Genomic DNA, 16,100 nt, shown 5'->3' with positions numbered 1-16,100 from the left:
GTCACATTCCTCGTCGCGGAGCGGCGGTGGGGCCGCTGCCGTAGCCTGCGGCCACCTCGCGCAGATACGGGTTGGTGGCTCGCTCCCGGCCGATGGTCGTCTGGGGGCCGTGGCCGGACAGCACCACGGTCGAGTCGTCGAGCGGCAGGCACACCCGGCCCAGCGACTCCAGCAGCTCGGCCGCGTCGCCGCCGGGCAGGTCCGATCGTCCGACGGAGCCGGCGAACAGCAGGTCGCCCGAGAACAGGACGGGCGGAATGTCCGCCGCCTCGGGCAGCCCGAAGGTCACCGACCCCTTCGTATGGCCGGGTGCGTGCGCGACGCCGAAGCGCAGACCCGCCAGCTCCAGCTCGGCACCGTCGGCCAGCTCCTTGACATCGTCGGGCTCCCCCACGGTGAGCTCGCCCATGAGCGGCATCCCGATGCTGCGGCCGAGGGCCTTCTCGGGGTCGTTCATCATGTACCGGTCCGAGGGGTGGATCCACGCGGGCACGTCGTGGGCGCCGCACACGGGGACGACCGAAGCGACGTGGTCGATGTGGCCGTGGGTGAGGATGACCGCGACCGGCTTGAGGTGGTGCTTCCCGATCGTCTCGGCGACGCCTTCGGTGGCCTGGTGGCCCGGGTCGATGATCACGCACTCCTCGCCCGCGGCGGGGGCGACCAGATAGCAGTTGGTCCCCCAGGCCCCGGCCGGGAACCCGGCAATAAGCACGATCGTCCTCAAATGTCGTCCGTCGGGAGATTGCAGCAGATCAGAGCCTACCGGCGCTCCTCATTCCACAGGTAACCCATATACCGTACGGGGCTAGCCCGGCGTTCATGGGACTTGGTTCTGAGCACCGCCTTCAGCACCGCCTCGACGCCGGCTCAGCACCGCTTTCAACAGAGCCCACGAAGACACGAGGAGACGACCCGGTGGTCAACAGCGAGCAGCGCCGGCGCCAGCTTGCCAGGGAGAAGTTCGAGCGGCAGCAGCAGCGCCGGGCGGAGATCCGCAAGGGCGCCAAGCGCCGTAACGCGATCATCGCCTCCGCCCTGGCCGTCGTACTGGCGGCGGCGGGCGGCGCGTACGCCATCGCGGGCCTGACGGACGACAACGGTGAGAAGGACGTCGCGCAGGACAGTCCGTCGGCGCCGCCGTCCCCGACCGAGAGCAAGCCGGCCGGGCCGAAGATGACGATCGACGCCAAGGCCAAGTACACGATGTCCCTGAAGACGAACCAGGGCGACATCGGCATCGCGATGGACGCCGCGAAGACCCCGGAAACGGTGAACTCCTTCAAGTCCCTCGCGGACAAGAAGTTCTTCGACGGCACGAAGTGTCACCGGCTGACCACGGAGAACATCTTCGTGCTCCAGTGCGGCGACCCGAAGGGCGACGGCACCGGCGGTCCCGGCTACACCATCGCGGACGAGAACCTCGACGCGCTCGGCAAGCCCGCCGCGGACGGCGCGGTGACCTATCCCGCGGGGTCGGTGGCGATGGCGAATACCGGCCAGCCGAACAGCGGCGGCAGCCAGTTCTTCCTCGTGTGGAAGGACACCAAGCTCCCGCCCTCGTACACCCCGTTCGGGACGATGGACGCCGCGGGTCTGAAGACCGTGAAGGACGTGGCGGCGGGGGGCGTCACCGGTGAGACCAAGGGAGACGGTGCGCCGAAGAAGACCGTCACCATCTCGAAGGGGACCGTCGACAAGACGTGACCACCGGCGACCGGCGGCGCGGCCCGAGGTGCGGGGCAGTTCGAGGGCCCCGCACCGCACCCCGCGAATTTCGGCCGTGCGGAGTGCGGACAGCCGGGCCGCCGGTCACCTAGATTGGCGTTGTGCGACGTGCGGGACGGCTCTGCCGGATCCGCTTTCGCGTCGCGGAAGACGGGCGTGGCCCGTCCAGGAAACTGTGGACGATGCCCGGGGGGCACCCCTCGCAGGCATCAGGTGGAGGAGGCGCTGTGAGCAGCGACCCGTGGGGCCGTGTCGATGAGACAGGCACCGTGTACGTGCGCACGGCCGAGGGCGAGCAGGTCGTCGGATCGTGGCAGGCAGGCTCTCCCGAGGAGGCTCTGGCCTACTTCGAGCGCAAGTACGAGGGCCTGGTGGTCGAGATCGGCCTTCTCGAACGGCGGGTGAAGACCACCGATCTCTCGGCCAAGGACGCGCAGGCCGCCATCGGTCATCTGCGGTCGCAGGTGGACGAGCATCACGCCGTGGGGGATCTCGCCGCCCTGCGTACGCGGCTCGACGGCCTCGTCGCGACGGTCGAGGCGCGGCGCGAGGAGCGCAAGGTCCAGAAGGCCAAGCAGACGGACGCCGCGCGTGAGGCGAAGCAGGCGCTGGTCACGGAGGCCGAGGAGCTGGCGCGCAGCGACCAGTGGCGGTCCGCCGGGGAGCGGCTGCGCGCGCTGGTGGACACCTGGAAGGGTCTGCCGCGGCTGGACCGCAAGTCCGACGACGAGCTGTGGCACCGCTTCTCGCACGCGCGGTCGGCGTTTTCCAAGCGCCGCAAGGCGCACTTCGCCTCGCTGGACGCGCAGCGCGAGGAGGCCCGTAAGGCCAAGGAGAAGCTGGTCGCCGAGGCCGAGTCGCTGTCGGGCTCCACGGACTGGGGCGGGACGGCGGCGCGCTACCGCGAGCTGATGACCGACTGGAAGGCCGCCGGCCGCGCGCAGCGCGAGGCCGAGGACGACCTGTGGAACCGCTTCCGCGGCGCCCAGGACGTCTTCTTCGCCGCCCGTGGTGAGGTCTTCGCCGAGCGGGACGCGGAGCAGACCGAGAACCTGAAGCTGAAGGAGGAGCTGGCGGCCGAGGCCGAGCGGCTGCTCCCGGTGAAGGACCTGAAGGCGGCCCGCGCCGCGTTCCGGGCCCTCAACGAGCGGTGGGAGGCGGTCGGGCATGTGCCGCGCGACGCCAGGCCCAAGGTCGAGGGCCGGATGCAGACGGTCGAGCGGGCGCTTCAGGAGTCCGAGGAGAACGAGTGGCGCCGTACGAACCCGGAGGCGCGTGCGCGTGCCGCGGGTCTGACGGGCCAGCTCCAGGCGGCCGTCGACAAACTGCGCACGCAGATCGACACGGCACGCGCCTCGGGCAACAACGCCAGGGCGGACAAGCTGGCGAAGGAGCTCGAAGGCCGGCAGGCACTGCTGGACCAGGCGCTGAAGGGCCTGCAGGAGTTCGGCGGCTGACACCCGCACGCTGACGACGGAGCGGCCCGGCGGTGGGATCACCGCCGGGCCGCTCCGTCGACGTACGAACCGCCCTTACGGTCTGCGGGCAGACGTGACGCGGTAGACGTCGTAGACGCCCTCCACGCCCCGTACGGCCTTCAGCACGTGCCCGAGGTGCTTCGGGTCGCCCATCTCGAAGGTGAAGCGCGAGGTGGCCACCCGGTCGCGGGATGTCTGCACGGCCGCCGACAGGATGTTGACGTGCTGGTCGGACAGGACGCGGGTGACGTCGGAGAGCAGCCGGGACCGGTCCAGCGCCTCGACCTGGATGGCGACGAGGAAGACGGACGACTGGGTGGGCGCCCACTCGACTTCGAGGATCCGCTCCGGCTGCTGGGACAGCGAGTCGACGTTCACGCAGTCCGCGCGGTGTACGGAGACGCCGCTGCCGCGGGTGACGAAGCCGATGATCGGGTCGCCCGGGACCGGCGTACAGCAGCGGGCGAGCTTGACCCACACGTCCTCGACGCCCTTGACGACGACGCCGGGGTCGCTGCTGGAGCGGCGCTTGGAGCGTCCGCGCGAGGGCGGCGCGCTCTCGGCGATGTCCTCGTTGGCCGCCTCCTCGCCGCCGAGCGCCTGGACGAGTTTCTGTACGACGCCCTGTGCGGCGACATGGCCCTCGCCGATCGCCGCGTACAGGGACGAGATGTCGGGGTAGCGCATCTCGTGCGCGAGCGTGACGAGCGAGTCGCCGGTGAGGATCCGCTGGATCGGCAGGTTCTGCTTGCGCATCGCCTTGGCGATGGCGTCCTTGCCGTGCTCGATCGCCTCGTCGCGGCGTTCCTTGGAGAACCAGGCGCGGATCTTGTTCCTGGCCCGTGGCGACTTGACGAAGCCCAGCCAGTCCCGTGAGGGTCCGGCGCCCGACGCCTTGGAGGTGAAGACCTCCACGAGATCGCCGTTGTCGAGGGTCGATTCGAGCGGGACGAGCCGTCCGTTGACCCGCGCTCCTATGGTGCGGTGGCCGACCTCCGTATGGACGGCGTAGGCGAAGTCGACGGGGGTGGCCCCGGCGGGCAGCGCTATGACATCGCCCTTGGGCGTGAAGACGAAGACCTCGTTGCGCGACAGGTCGAAGCGCAGGGACTCCAGGAACTCGCTGGGGTCCTCGGTCTCCTTCTGCCAGTCGAGCAGCTGGCGCAGCCACGCCATGTCGTTGACGGTGTCCTGGCCGCCGCCCTTGCCCGCGTTCCTGGGCACGTCGGTACGGACCTTGGACGCCCCGGCGACGGCCTCCTGCTTGTACTTCCAGTGCGCCGCGATGCCGTACTCGGCGCGGCGGTGCATGTCGAACGTACGGATCTGGAGCTCGACCGGCTTGCCGCTGGGCCCGATGACCGTCGTGTGCAGCGACTGGTACATGTTGAACTTGGGCATCGCGATGTAGTCCTTGAACCGTCCGGGGACCGGATTCCACCGGGCGTGGACGGTGCCGAGCGCCGCGTAGCAGTCGCGGACCGTGTCCACGAGGACGCGGATACCCACCAGGTCGTAGATCTCGGCGAAGTCACGGCCTCGCACGATCATCTTCTGGTAGACGCTGTAGTAGTGCTTGGGCCTGCCGGTGACGGTGGCCTTGATACGGGCGGCGCGCAGATCGGACTGGACCTCGTCGGTCACTATGGCCAGATACTCGTCGCGCTTGGGCGCCCGCTCGGCGACGAGCCGGACGATCTCGTCGTACATCTTGGGGTAGAGGATCGCGAAGGCGAGGTCCTCCAGCTCCCACTTGATGGTGTTCATGCCCAGGCGGTGGGCCAGCGGCGCGTAGATCTCCAGCGTCTCGCGGGCCTTCTTCTCCTGCTTCTCCCGCTTGAGGTAGCGCATGGTGCGCATGTTGTGCAGCCGGTCGGCGAGCTTGATGACCAGGACGCGGGGGTCCTTGGCCATGGCGACGACCATCTTGCGTACGGTCTCCGCCTGGGCGGCCTCGCCGAACTTGACCTTGTCGAGCTTGGTGACGCCGTCGACGAGGAGGGCGACCTGGTCGCCGAAGTCCTTGCGGAGCGTGTCGAGGCCGTACTCGGTGTCCTCGACCGTGTCGTGCAGCAGCCCCGCCATGAGCGTGGCCGGGTCCATGCCGAGTTCGGCGAGGATCGTGGTCACGGCGAGGGGGTGCGTGATGTACGGGTCGCCGCTCTTGCGCTTCTGGCCGCGGTGCCAGCGCTCGGCGACCTGGTAGGCACGCTCGATCTGGCGCAGGACGGCGGTGTCGATCTTGGGGTCGTTGCTCCGTACGGTCCGCAGCAGCGGTTCGAGGACCGGGTTGTACGGCGACGAGCGCTGCACGCCGAGACGGGCCAGCCGGGCGCGTACGCGGTTGGAGGAGCCGCCGGAGCGGGAGGGGGCGGCCGGCGGGGGCTTGGGCGCGGTGACGGGGACCGGGAGCTGGCTCTTCGGGGGCGAGCCCGGCGCGGCTGCGGGGGCCGGGTCGGCCGGCTTCGAGGATGCCCGGCTCGGGTCGGACCCGTTGCGCTCGGAGCGATCGTGGCCGGAGCGATCGAGGTCGGACCCGTGCCGCTCGGTGGCGCTGTGCCCGGACCCGTTCCGCTCGGCAGACGTCCGCGCAGCCGTCCTCGACCCGTCCGCCTGGTCCTGCGGCGGGGCAGGCGCCGCCATGGCCTGGTCTGCGTGCGGATCGGGCTGGGCGGCGGCGAGTGGCTGGGCCTCGTCTGGCAAGAGCGCTCCTCGTGCGTTTCCGGGGTCCCCCGGTAGGTGCGGAACGGCCATGGTATCGACCTCGTGCCGCGGGTGCTCACGAGACCGTTGACCGCGCGGGGGCATGGAGGGATTTCGGGTTGATGAATGGGAGAACGCGGACGCCCCGGGTGGAATTCCCGGGGCATCCGTTTTCACCGCATTTCATCGCTCGTCGCCGACGAGGTCAGAGCTGGATCAGTGCCTCCAGCGGAGCGTCCCGCAGGTGCGGCTCCAGACGTGCCCTGCCGCCGAGGAAGCCCAGCTCCAGCAGGACCGCCACGGCCACCACGTCGGCTCCGGCCCGGCGGACCAGGTCGACCGAGGCCCCGGCGGTGCCGCCGGTGGCGAGCACGTCGTCGATGACGATGACGCGGTCGCCCTCCTGGAGGTCCTCGGCGTGGACCTCCAGCTCGGCGCTGCCGTACTCCAGGTCGTACGTCTGCGACAGCGTCGCTCCGGGCAGCTTCCCCGCCTTGCGGACGGGGATGAAGCCGATGCCGGCCCGGACCGCGACCGGCGCGGCCAGGATGAAGCCGCGCGCCTCCAGCCCGACGATCTTCGTGGCGCCGTGCCGCACGGCCAGCTCCGCGAGCGCGTCGGTGAGCGCCGTGAAGGCCTTCGGATCCGCGAGCAGCGGGGTGATGTCCTTGAACATCACCCCCTGCTTCGGATGGTCCGCCACATCACGGATCCGGCTGAGGAGCAGTTCCCTCGTGCTGTCGTCGGTCATCGACGCTTCCCCGACGGACGGCCCCGGCCACGGCCGCCGTGGCTCCGGGGACCCGCGACCGCGGCGGCGGCTGCGGGCGGGGCGTCGTGCGGCCCCTCGCCGTCGTCCGGCTCGTCGTCCCCCGGCCCGTCGGCACCCTCGTGCGCCGACTCGGCCGCCTCGCCCTTGGCCACCGCGGCGGCCCGCTTGGCCAGGACGCGCTTCTTCAGCGCCTTCATCTGCGGCTCGCGCTCCTTGAGGTCGGCGACCAGCGGAGTGGCGATGAAGATCGACGAGTACGCACCAGCGGCGAGGCCGACGAACAGCGACAGCGAGATGTCGTTCAGCATGCCGGCGCCGAGGAATCCGCCACCGATGAAGAGCAGACCGGCGACCGGCAGCAGCGCGACCACGGTGGTGTTGATGGAACGCACCAGGGTCGAGTTGATGCTGCGGTTGGCGACCTCGCTGTAGGTGAAGCGCGTCTGCTTGGTGATGTCCTTCGACCCCTCCTTGAGGCTGTCGAAGACCACGACCGTGTCGTAGAGGGAGTAACCGAGAATGGTCAGCAGACCGATCACCGTGCCCGGTGTGACCTCGAAGCCGACCAGCGCGTACACACCCACCGTGATCGTGAGGTCATGGATCAGGGCGATCAGCGCGGCGACCGCCATTCTCCATTCGAAGGCGATCGCCAGATAGATCACCACCAGGATCATGAAGATCCCGAGTCCCGTCCAGGCCTTGTTGGCGATCTGCTTGCCCCAGCTCGGCCCGACCAGGTCGGCGTTGATCTTCTCCTTGGGGATGTTCAGGTCTTCGGCGAGCTGCGTCTGCGTCTTGTCGGCCTGCGCCGTGTTCAGCTCGGTGACCTGGATGCGCAGGGTGCCGTTGCCGAGCTGCTGGACGATCGCGTCGTGGCCGGACGCGGCTTCCGCGTGCTCCTGCGCCTCCGAGACGGAGATGCTCGTCTTGGGGGTGGTGAAGACGGCACCGCCCTTGAACTCGATGCCCATGTTGAGCCCCCGCACCCCCAGGCCCGCGATGGCCGTGATGGTGATGAGGATCGAGAGCGCGTACCAGAACATGCGCTTCTTGATGAAGTCGTAGCCGACTTCGCCGCGGTAGAGCCGCGCGCCGAGTTCGCCGAGTCGCGACATCTCACGCCTCCTTCGGGTCGGTGGGGGCGCCGATACGGCGTGTGCGGCGCAACGGTGGTTTCGCTCCGAGGCGCTTCGGATCGAGACCGGACCAGGAACCACCGCCCGAGAAGAACTTCGTGCGGGCGACCAGGGTCATGACCGGCTTCGTGAAGAAGAAGACGACGACGACATCGAGGACCGTGGTCAGGCCGAGCGTGAACGCGAAGCCCTGCACCTTGCCGACGGTGACGGTGAACAGCACGGCCGCGGCGAGGAACGACACGAAGTCGGACACCAGGATCGTGCGCCGGGCGCGCGGCCAGGCCCGTTCGACGGCGGGCCGCAGCGTACGGCCCTCTCTGATCTCGTCACGGATTCGTTCGAAGTACACGATGAACGAGTCTGCCGTGATGCCGATCGCAACGATCGCACCACACACCGCGGGGAGGTTGAGGGCGAAGCCGATGCCCGGTCCGAGCAGGGTCATGATCGCGTACGTCATGACCGCCGAGGCCAGGAGGCTGACGATGGCGATCAGCGCGAGACCCCGGTAGTAGAGCACCAGGTAGATGATCACCAGTGCGAGGCCGATGGCGCCCGCGATCAGACCGGCGTGCAGCTGCTCACCACCGAGCGCGGCGGTGACCGTGGTGACGGTCTCCTCCTGGAAGGTGAGCGGCAGCGCGCCGTACGACAGGATGTTGCCCAGGTCCTGTGCGGACTCCTGGGTGAAGTTGCCGGAGATCTCGGCGTTGGCGCTCAGCGTCTGGCGCACCGAGGGCGCCGAGACGACCTCGCCGTCGAGGACGATGGCGAACTGGTTCTGCGGGGCCTGCTGCTGCGACAGCTTGCTGGTGATCGCCTGGAACTTCTTCGAGCCGCCGCCCGTGAAGTCCATCTGGACGATCCACTGGCCGGTCTGCTGGTTGATGGTGGCGTTGGCGTCGTCGACGTCCTTGCCGCCCACCTCGGCGGGGCCGAGGACGTACTTCTCCCACACGCCGTCGTTCTCACCGCAGGCGAGCGTCGGCTGGTCCGGCTTCGCGTTGTCGCCGAGGGCGCCCCTGGCCTTCTCGTTCGTGCAGTCCAGCGCCGCGAAGTCGGCCTGGAGCTTCTCCGTCGCGGGGTCCGCGGGCGGTGTCGCGGGCTCGCTCGGGGACGGGCTGGGCTTGTCGGAGGCCGAGCCGGTCGGTGTGGGCGTCGCGTCGGCCTTCAGGTCCTCCGTGAGGGGACGGCCCTGGGTCGTCTCCGAGGGACTGGGGGCGTTGTCACCCGAAGGGGAAGCGGTCTCCTTCGGCTTCTCGCTCCCGGAGGGGCTCGGGCTCTCGCTCGCACCGGCGCTCGGGGTCGGGTTCGCGTCCGGCGGCGGCTGCTGAGCGGCGGGGTCACCGGGGCCGAGGGTCAGGACCGGCCGGAAGTACAGCTGAGCGGTGGTGCCGACCTGCTCACGGGCCTGCTGCGAGTTCGTGCCCTTGGGGATGTTGACAATGATGTTGTCGGATCCCTGGGTCTGAACCTCGGCCTCCTGAACGCCGAGACCGTTGACACGACGCTCGATGATGCCGACCGCGGTGTTCATGTTGGTCTCGTTGACCGCGTTCGCCTGGCCCGGCGAGCTCTTGGCCTTGAGCGTGATGGTCGTGCCGCCGGCGAGGTCGATACCGAGGCGCGGCGTGAGCTCGCCGGCCCCGAACATCCCGCCGATGAGGGCGATCATCGCGATCAGGAACAGGATCAGGGTGCGCCCCGGCTTTCCCGGGGCCCCCGTCTGCCTTCGGCCCTTCTGAGGTGCTGCCACCTTTTCGTTTCTCCCTGTCCAACCGCCCCACGCCGGGTGAGCGACGGAGCGGCAACGAAGTGTTGTGGGGACGTGCCCACGCGAAAGCCGACGCCGTCCGGGGACCGCGGCACGCCCGGGGACGTGGTGCGGGACCGGACGGGACTACTTCGCGCCGCTCTCGCCGTCGGCCTTGGCGTCCTTGGCCTCGACCGACTCCTTCTCGGCGTCGTTCGAGTCGACGTCCGCGTCAGCCTTGGCCGCGTCAGCCTTGGCCGCGTCGGCGGTGGCGTCGGCGTCGGCCGTGGTCTCGGCCTCCGTCTCGGCGTCTTCCGGGCCGTCCTTCTTGCCCAGGTCGATCTTCGAAACGTCGTCGTCGACCAGCGAGGAGGCGTCGTCGGGCACGACGTGGCCGTCGACCTCGAACTCGTCCTCGTCGCCGTGGACGATGCGGTTGTAGTCCTCGTCCGTCAGGACCGCGCCGATGGCGTTCTTCGCGTACACGGCGTGGACGGCCGGCGCGACCTCCAGCAGGACCGTCTCGTCGTGAACTTCCTTGACGGTGGCGTACATGCCCCCGATCGTCCGGACACCTGTGCCGGGCTGCATCTCATTGCGCATCTGCACAGCCGCCTGCTGCTTCTTCTTGGCGGACCGGGTCATCAGGAACATGGCCCCGATGAGCACGATGAAGGGGAGGAGGGTCACAGGACTCACGGGAGGGAACTTCCTTCGCACGACCGCGCTGTCGGGCGGCCTGATATACGGGGGTGGGTAGCCGACCGTTACGGGCGGCATCGGCGGAGTCTAAGCGAGTCCGCATCAATGGAACAACGCCCAGCATGGCACCGGGGTTCCTGCTCGGGCGAGTGCCTGTGCGCTCACGCCCCGAACAGCCCCGGTTGTCCGCTTGCGCCCGGGCTCCGCGGGGGTGGCGTCAACCCCAGATGGGCCCATGCCGCCGGGGTCGCGACCCGGCCGCGAGGGGTACGGGCGAGCAGTCCCTCCCGTACGAGGAAGGGCTCGGCGACCTCCTCGACCGTCTCGCGCTCCTCACCCACCGCGACGGCAAGGGTCGACAGACCGACCGGGCCACCGCCGAACAGCTTGAGCAGGGCCTGGAGCACGGCCCGGTCGAGCCGGTCCAGGCCCCGTTCGTCCACCTCGTACACCTGAAGGGCGACGGAGGCGATGTCGCGGTTGATGTACCCCTCGGCCTTGACCTGCGCGTAGTCGCGGACCCGGCGCAGCAGACGGTTGGCGATACGTGGCGTGCCCCGCGAGCGTCCGGCGATCTCGGCGGCGCCGTCCGCGTCGATCTCCAGGTCCAGGAGGTGCGCGGAGCGGTGGATGACCCGCTCCAGCTCGACGGGCTCGTAGAACTCCATCTGCGCGGTGAAGCCGAAACGGTCGCGCAGCGGGGGCGGCAGCAGGCCGGCCCTGGTGGTGGCGCCGACGAGGGTGAAGGGCGGCAGCTCCAGCGGGATGGCGGTGGCGCCCGGTCCCTTGCCGACGATGACGTCGACGCGGAAGTCCTCCATGGCCATGTAGAGCATTTCCTCGGCGGGCCGGGACATCCGGTGGATCTCGTCGAGGAAGAGGACCTCGCCGTCCTGGAGGGAGGAGAGGATCGCGGCGAGGTCGCCCGCGTGCTGGATGGCGGGGCCCGATGTGATGCGGATGGGGGCGCCCATCTCGGCCGCGATGATCATGGAGAGGGTGGTCTTGCCGAGACCGGGCGCGCCCGAGAGCAGGACATGGTCGGCGGTGGCGCCCCGGGCGAGCGCCGCCTTCAGGACGAGGTCGAGCTGTTCCCGTACGCGCTCCTGCCCGACGAACTCGTCCAGCGACTTGGGGCGCAGCGCCGCCTCGACCGCCTGGTCCTCGCCGTCGGCGGACGCGGCGACGAGCCGCTCGGGCCCGTCGGCCGCGTCCGTCGGCGGAGGGCCGCCTCCCGGCGTCCCTGTGCTGCTGTCGTCCCAGTTCACTGTGGCTCACCTCATGGAATCGGGACGTCCCTGGACGGTCCCGTGGAGTTCGGCTCCGGCGCCGGCCGGGCGGCGACCGGGGCGGCCGGCCCCGTCCGCGCCCGGCGACGTCGCCGGGTCAGCGTGTGCGGTTCAGCGACTGGAGCGCCGCCCGCAGGAGTCGCGGTACGGCGGGCGCCTCGCCAGCCTCGATCGCCGCCTCGGCCTCGGGGACGACCAGCGCGACCGCCTCGTCGGCCTCCCTCGTCGCGTAACCGAGACCGATCAGCGCCGAGTGCAGCTGATCGTTCCAGCCGGCGGAGACGGGGGCGCCGATTCCCTGTCTGCCGATGTGCGTGCCGAGGGGCTCGCCGAGCCGGTCCTTCAGCTCCAGCAGCAGCTTCTGCGCACCCTTCTTACCGATGCCGGGGACAGCGGTCAGCGTCTTCTCGTCGCCCGTGGCGACGGCGACCCGCAGGGTGTCGGGCGAGTGCACCGCGATCATCGCCTGGGCGAGGCGCGGACCGACACCGCTGGCGGTCTGGAGCAGCTCGAACGTCTGGCGCTCGTCGTCGTCGGCGAAGCCGTACAGCGTGAGCGAGTCCTCCCGGACGACCAGCGAGGTGGCGATCTTCGCCTCCGCACCGATCCGCAGCCCGGCGAGGGTGGCCGGGGTGCACTGGACCACCATGCCGACGCCCCCGACCTCGATCACCGCGGAGGTCGGGGCGAGCGCGGCCACCGGGCCGCTGACGAAGGCGATCATCGGGGAACCTTCCGTACGGGGGTGTAGCCGGCGGGGCGGGACGCCTTCGCCGCGGCGTGCGCCTGCTGGAGCCTGTTGACGGCGGGGGCGCGCCAGATATGACAGATCGCGAGGGCGAGGGCGTCGGCGGCGTCGGCCGGTTTGGGCGGCGCGTCCAGTCGCAGCAGCCGGGTCACCATGGCGCCGACCTGTGCCTTGTCGGCGCGCCCGCTGCCCGTGACGGCGGCCTTGACCTCGCTGGGGGTGTGCAGGGCGACGGGGATGCCGCGGCGGGCCGCGCACAGCATGGCGACCGCGCTGGCCTGGGCCGTCCCCATCACCGTACGGACGTTGTGCTGGCTGAACACCCGCTCCACGGCGACCAGTTCGGGCCGGTGCTCGTCCAGCCAGGCTTCCACTCCCCGCTCGATGGCGACGAGGCGCGATCCGAGGTCCGCGTCGGAGGGTGTGCGCACCACACCGACGCCGAGCATCGTCAACGTGCGTCCCGCGACGCCCTCGACGACGCCGACACCGCATCGCGTCAGTCCGGGGTCCACGCCCAGTACCCGCATCGCGCCCCTCCCCCTCACACTCCCGGTCCCGCCCGGTCACCAGTTCTGCCGGTGAGTCAGAACCCCTGATCAGCACAGTATCGGTCGGCACCGACAACGCGGCGGGCCGACGGGAGGTGTGTCCCCGTCGGCCCGCCGCGTACAGCCGAGTTGACGCCGGCGACGCGCGCCGGCGCGCCCGCCGGTCAGGCGTCGACCTTCTCCATGACCTCGTCCGAGACGTCGAAGTTGGCGAAGACGTTCTGCACGTCGTCGCTGTCCTCCAGCGCGTCGATCAGCTTGAAGATCTTCCGTGCGCCGTCCTCGTCCAGCTCGACCTGCATGGTCGGCACGAAGTTGGTGTCGGCGGAGTCGTAGTCGATGCCGGCCTGCTGGAGCGCCGTGCGGACCTCGACCAGGTCGGTCGCCTCGCTGAGCACCTCGAAGGACTCACCCAGGTCGTTGACCTCCTCGGCGCCGGCGTCGAGGACCGCGCCGAGGACGTCGTCCTCGCCCAGCTCGCCCTTGGGGACGATCACGACGCCCTTGCGGTGGAACAGGTACGACACGGAGCCGGGGTCGGCCATCGAGCCGCCGTTGCGGGTCATCGCGACGCGGACGTCGGAGGCGGCACGGTTGCGGTTGTCGGTCAGACACTCGATGAGCACGGCGACACCGTTGGGCCCGTAACCCTCGTACATGATCGTCTCGTAGTCGGCGCCACCGGCCTCCAGGCCGGCGCCGCGCTTGACGGCCGAGTCGATGTTCTTGTTCGGCACCGAGCTCTTCTTCGCCTTCTGGATGGCGTCGAAAAGGGTCGGGTTGCCGTCGACGTCGGCGCCCCCGGTGCGGGCCGCGACCTCGATGTTCTTGATCAGCTTCGCGAAGAGCTTGCCGCGCTTGGCATCGATCACGGCCTTCTTGTGCTTCGTCGTAGCCCATTTAGAGTGGCCGGACATCTGCCTGTCTCCTTCGCGTAACCAATCCTGCTCCGTTCGGCAGAGATCCTACCGGGATCCCCTCACCCCGCGGAGCGCACCATCTCCGTGAAGAAGCCGTGCAGCCGGTGGTCGCCGGTGAGTTCGGGATGGAACGCCGTCGCGAGGGCGTTGCCCTGCCGTACGGCGACGACATGCCCCTCGTGCTCGGCCAGCACCCGCACATCGGCGCCCACCGACTCGACCCACGGGGCCCGGATGAAGACCCCGTCCACCGGTCCCACACCGGCCACGTCGACGGCCGCCTCGAAGGACTCGTTCTGCCGCCCGAAGGCGTTCCTGCGGACGATCATGTCGATGCCGCCGACGGTCTCCTGCCCGGAGCGCGGGTCGAGGATCTTCTCGGCGAGCAGGATCAGGCCGGCGCAGGTGCCGTAGACGGGCATCCCTTCGCGTACGCGCTCGCGCAGCGGCTCCAGCATCCCGAAGAGGACGGCCAGTTTGGACATGGTCGTCGACTCGCCGCCGGGGATCACCAGGCCGTCGACGGCGGCCAGTTCGTCCGGGCGCCGTACGGTCGTCGGCACGGCACCGGCCGCCGCTAGGGCGGCCAGGTGCTCCCGTACGTCGCCCTGGAGGGCCAGGACGCCGATCAGCGGGCCGCGCGCGGCGTCCTGGTCACCAGCCACGGTTCGCGTAGTGCTCGGACGCGGGCAGGGTGTCGATGTTGATGCCGACCATGGCCTCGCCGAGGTTGCGCGAGGCGTCCGCGACGATCTTGGGGTCGTCGTAGAAGGTGGTGGCCTTGACGATGGCGGCGGCGCGCTTGGCTGGGTCGCCGGACTTGAAGATGCCGGAGCCGACGAAGACGCCCTCGGCACCGAGCTGGCGCATCAGGGCGGCGTCCGCCGGGGTGGCCACGCCGCCGGCCGAGAAGAGCACGACGGGCAGCTTGCCCAGCTCGGCGACCTCCTTGACGATCTCGTACGGGGCGCGGAGCTCCTTCGCGGCTGCGTACAGCTCGTTGTTGTCGTAGCCGCGCAGCCGGGCGATCTCGTTCTTGATCTGGCGCAGATGACGGACCGCCTCGACGACGTTGCCGGTGCCGGCCTCGCCCTTGGAGCGGATCATGGCCGCGCCCTCGCCGATACGGCGCAGGGCCTCGCCCAGGTTGGTGGCGCCGCAGACGAACGGCGTGGTGAAGGCCCACTTGTCGGCGTGGTTGACCTCGTCGGCCGGGGTGAGGACCTCGGACTCGTCGATGTAGTCGACGCCGAGGGACTGCAGGACCTGGGCCTCCACGAAGTGGCCGATGCGGGACTTGGCCATCACCGGGATCGAGACGGCCTCGATGATGCCCTCGATCATGTCGGGGTCGGACATCCGCGCGACGCCGCCGTCCTTACGGATGTCGGCGGGCACACGCTCCAGCGCCATCACGGCGACCGCGCCGGCGTCCTCGGCGATCTTGGCCTGGTCGGGGGTGACCACATCCATGATCACGCCGCCCTTGAGCTGCTCGGCCATGCCACGCTTCACGCGCGCGGTGCCGGTCTCGGGGGTCTGGCTGGTGGGGATAAGCGTGCTGGACACGGGAACGACCTCACTGGTTGGACGGGACGGGAGCGGTTGACGAGGCGAAGCAAACCTCTCCGGACCAGTCCACAGCAAGGGCCAATGGAAGGCCTGTGGATCGTTCTCGCGGCCCCCTCCCCCGGCTCCCGCTACGCGGGACGGTTCGCGAGGGCCACCGGCGGCTCGTCGTCCATCTCGAAGGCGAGCGGGAACGGCGCGTGCCCGGCGAGCCGGAACCAGCGGACCGTACGGTGCCGGCGCAGCGCGCGGGCCGCCCGTACGGAGTCGTTGTGGAAGCGCCGGGTCATGGGGACGAGGCGTACGGCGGCGGCCAGCTCGTCGGCGGCCTCGTCGCCGCCCGGAGCCGCCCGTACCGTCTCGACCTGCGCGGGCTCTCCGAAGACGGCCCGCAACGCCTCGCTCAGCTCGCTCTCGGCCACTTCACGCTGCTCGTCCTCGGCCTGACGCGCGGCGTGCGCGCCCTGGTAGAGGACGATCGAGGCCGCGGGATCGAGGAGGCCCGCGGTGGCCAGCTCCTGGGCGACCGAGGCGCGGCGCAGCAGCTGGGCGTCGAGGGAGGCCCGTGACGCGTCGATCCGCGCGTGCAGTCGGTCGAGGCGGCCGGCGGTCCAGCTGAGGTACAGGCCGATCGCCAAGAGCCCGGCGAAGATCCAGATCAGGGTTTCGGTCACGCACGGCAGGCTACTGGTGGTGGGGGCGTGTTCCCCCACCCCGTCCCAAATCGGGGAGCCGGGCCCCGGAC

General features: G+C 70.1%; 15 protein-coding genes. 2 read left to right on the top strand and 13 right to left on the bottom strand.

What is annotated here, in order from left to right:
• Nucleotide 1: 1 nt before the first annotated feature.
• On the bottom strand, nt 2-715 hold the full coding sequence (locus tag OIE74_RS32145; protein WP_329389902.1) for an MBL fold metallo-hydrolase: 714 nt from the start codon (nt 713-715) through the stop codon (nt 2-4).
• Between the two features lie 203 nt (nt 716-918).
• Here OIE74_RS32145 and OIE74_RS32140 point away from each other — a divergent pair, with 203 nt between their 5' ends.
• Entirely contained in the window at nt 919-1,707 is a 789-nt protein-coding gene (locus tag OIE74_RS32140) for a peptidylprolyl isomerase (protein ID WP_329389900.1), read from the top strand.
• Nucleotides 1,708-1,955: 248 nt separating this feature from the next.
• Nucleotides 1,956-3,185 carry a DUF349 domain-containing protein gene (locus OIE74_RS32135; RefSeq protein ID WP_329389898.1) on the top strand — a complete coding sequence of 410 codons (1,230 nt, stop codon included), beginning with the start codon at nt 1,956-1,958 and terminating at the stop codon, nt 3,183-3,185.
• A gap of 75 nt (nt 3,186-3,260) precedes the next feature.
• On the opposite strand, the gene OIE74_RS32130 is transcribed toward OIE74_RS32135, so the two are convergent.
• From OIE74_RS32130 to OIE74_RS32075, 12 genes are all read right to left on the bottom strand, one after another.
• The gene (locus tag OIE74_RS32130; protein WP_329389896.1) at nt 3,261-5,909 is read right to left on the bottom strand and encodes a RelA/SpoT family protein; all 2,649 of its coding nucleotides are present in this window, start codon (nt 5,907-5,909) and stop codon (nt 3,261-3,263) included.
• A gap of 205 nt (nt 5,910-6,114) precedes the next feature.
• A complete protein-coding gene (locus tag OIE74_RS32125; protein ID WP_329389894.1) occupies nt 6,115-6,660 on the bottom strand; it encodes an adenine phosphoribosyltransferase in 546 nt (181 codons plus the stop codon).
• On the bottom strand, nt 6,657-7,799 hold the full coding sequence (secF, locus tag OIE74_RS32120; protein WP_329389892.1) for a protein translocase subunit SecF: 1,143 nt from the start codon (nt 7,797-7,799) through the stop codon (nt 6,657-6,659). Before secF ends, OIE74_RS32125 begins: the two co-directional genes overlap by 4 nt.
• A 1-nt stretch (nt 7,800) precedes the next feature.
• Nucleotides 7,801-9,579, bottom strand: coding sequence for a protein translocase subunit SecD (gene secD, locus OIE74_RS32115; RefSeq protein WP_329389890.1), 1,779 nt, complete (start codon nt 9,577-9,579; stop codon nt 7,801-7,803).
• 144 nt (nt 9,580-9,723) lie between these two features.
• Nucleotides 9,724-10,275, bottom strand: coding sequence for a preprotein translocase subunit YajC (gene yajC / locus OIE74_RS32110; protein WP_329389888.1), 552 nt, complete (start codon nt 10,273-10,275; stop codon nt 9,724-9,726).
• A gap of 164 nt (nt 10,276-10,439) precedes the next feature.
• On the bottom strand, nt 10,440-11,546 hold the full coding sequence (gene ruvB, locus OIE74_RS32105) for a Holliday junction branch migration DNA helicase RuvB (protein WP_329389886.1): 1,107 nt from the start codon (nt 11,544-11,546) through the stop codon (nt 10,440-10,442).
• A gap of 118 nt (nt 11,547-11,664) precedes the next feature.
• The gene (gene ruvA, locus OIE74_RS32100; RefSeq protein ID WP_329389883.1) at nt 11,665-12,291 is read right to left on the bottom strand and encodes a Holliday junction branch migration protein RuvA; all 627 of its coding nucleotides are present in this window, start codon (nt 12,289-12,291) and stop codon (nt 11,665-11,667) included.
• Nucleotides 12,288-12,845 (bottom strand): crossover junction endodeoxyribonuclease RuvC, encoded by a 558-nt coding sequence (ruvC, locus tag OIE74_RS32095; protein WP_329389881.1) that lies wholly within the window; start codon nt 12,843-12,845, stop codon nt 12,288-12,290. The genes ruvA and ruvC overlap by 4 nt, the downstream gene beginning before the upstream one ends.
• A 185-nt stretch (nt 12,846-13,030) precedes the next feature.
• The gene (locus OIE74_RS32090; RefSeq protein ID WP_329389879.1) at nt 13,031-13,783 is read right to left on the bottom strand and encodes a YebC/PmpR family DNA-binding transcriptional regulator; all 753 of its coding nucleotides are present in this window, start codon (nt 13,781-13,783) and stop codon (nt 13,031-13,033) included.
• Between the two features lie 62 nt (nt 13,784-13,845).
• The gene (gene pdxT / locus OIE74_RS32085; RefSeq protein ID WP_329389877.1) at nt 13,846-14,451 is read right to left on the bottom strand and encodes a pyridoxal 5'-phosphate synthase glutaminase subunit PdxT; all 606 of its coding nucleotides are present in this window, start codon (nt 14,449-14,451) and stop codon (nt 13,846-13,848) included.
• On the bottom strand, nt 14,441-15,355 hold the full coding sequence (pdxS, locus tag OIE74_RS32080) for a pyridoxal 5'-phosphate synthase lyase subunit PdxS (protein ID WP_329389874.1): 915 nt from the start codon (nt 15,353-15,355) through the stop codon (nt 14,441-14,443). The genes pdxT and pdxS overlap by 11 nt, the downstream gene beginning before the upstream one ends.
• Before the next feature lie 131 nt (nt 15,356-15,486).
• Nucleotides 15,487-16,029, bottom strand: a complete 543-nt coding sequence (locus OIE74_RS32075; RefSeq protein WP_329389872.1) for a hypothetical protein — start codon at nt 16,027-16,029, stop codon at nt 15,487-15,489.
• Nucleotides 16,030-16,100 lie beyond the last annotated feature (71 nt).

The organism is Streptomyces sp. NBC_01716 (assembly GCF_036248275.1).
Taxonomy (GTDB): domain Bacteria; phylum Actinomycetota; class Actinomycetes; order Streptomycetales; family Streptomycetaceae; genus Streptomyces.
This window is presented reverse-complemented; position numbering and strand designations above follow the sequence as displayed.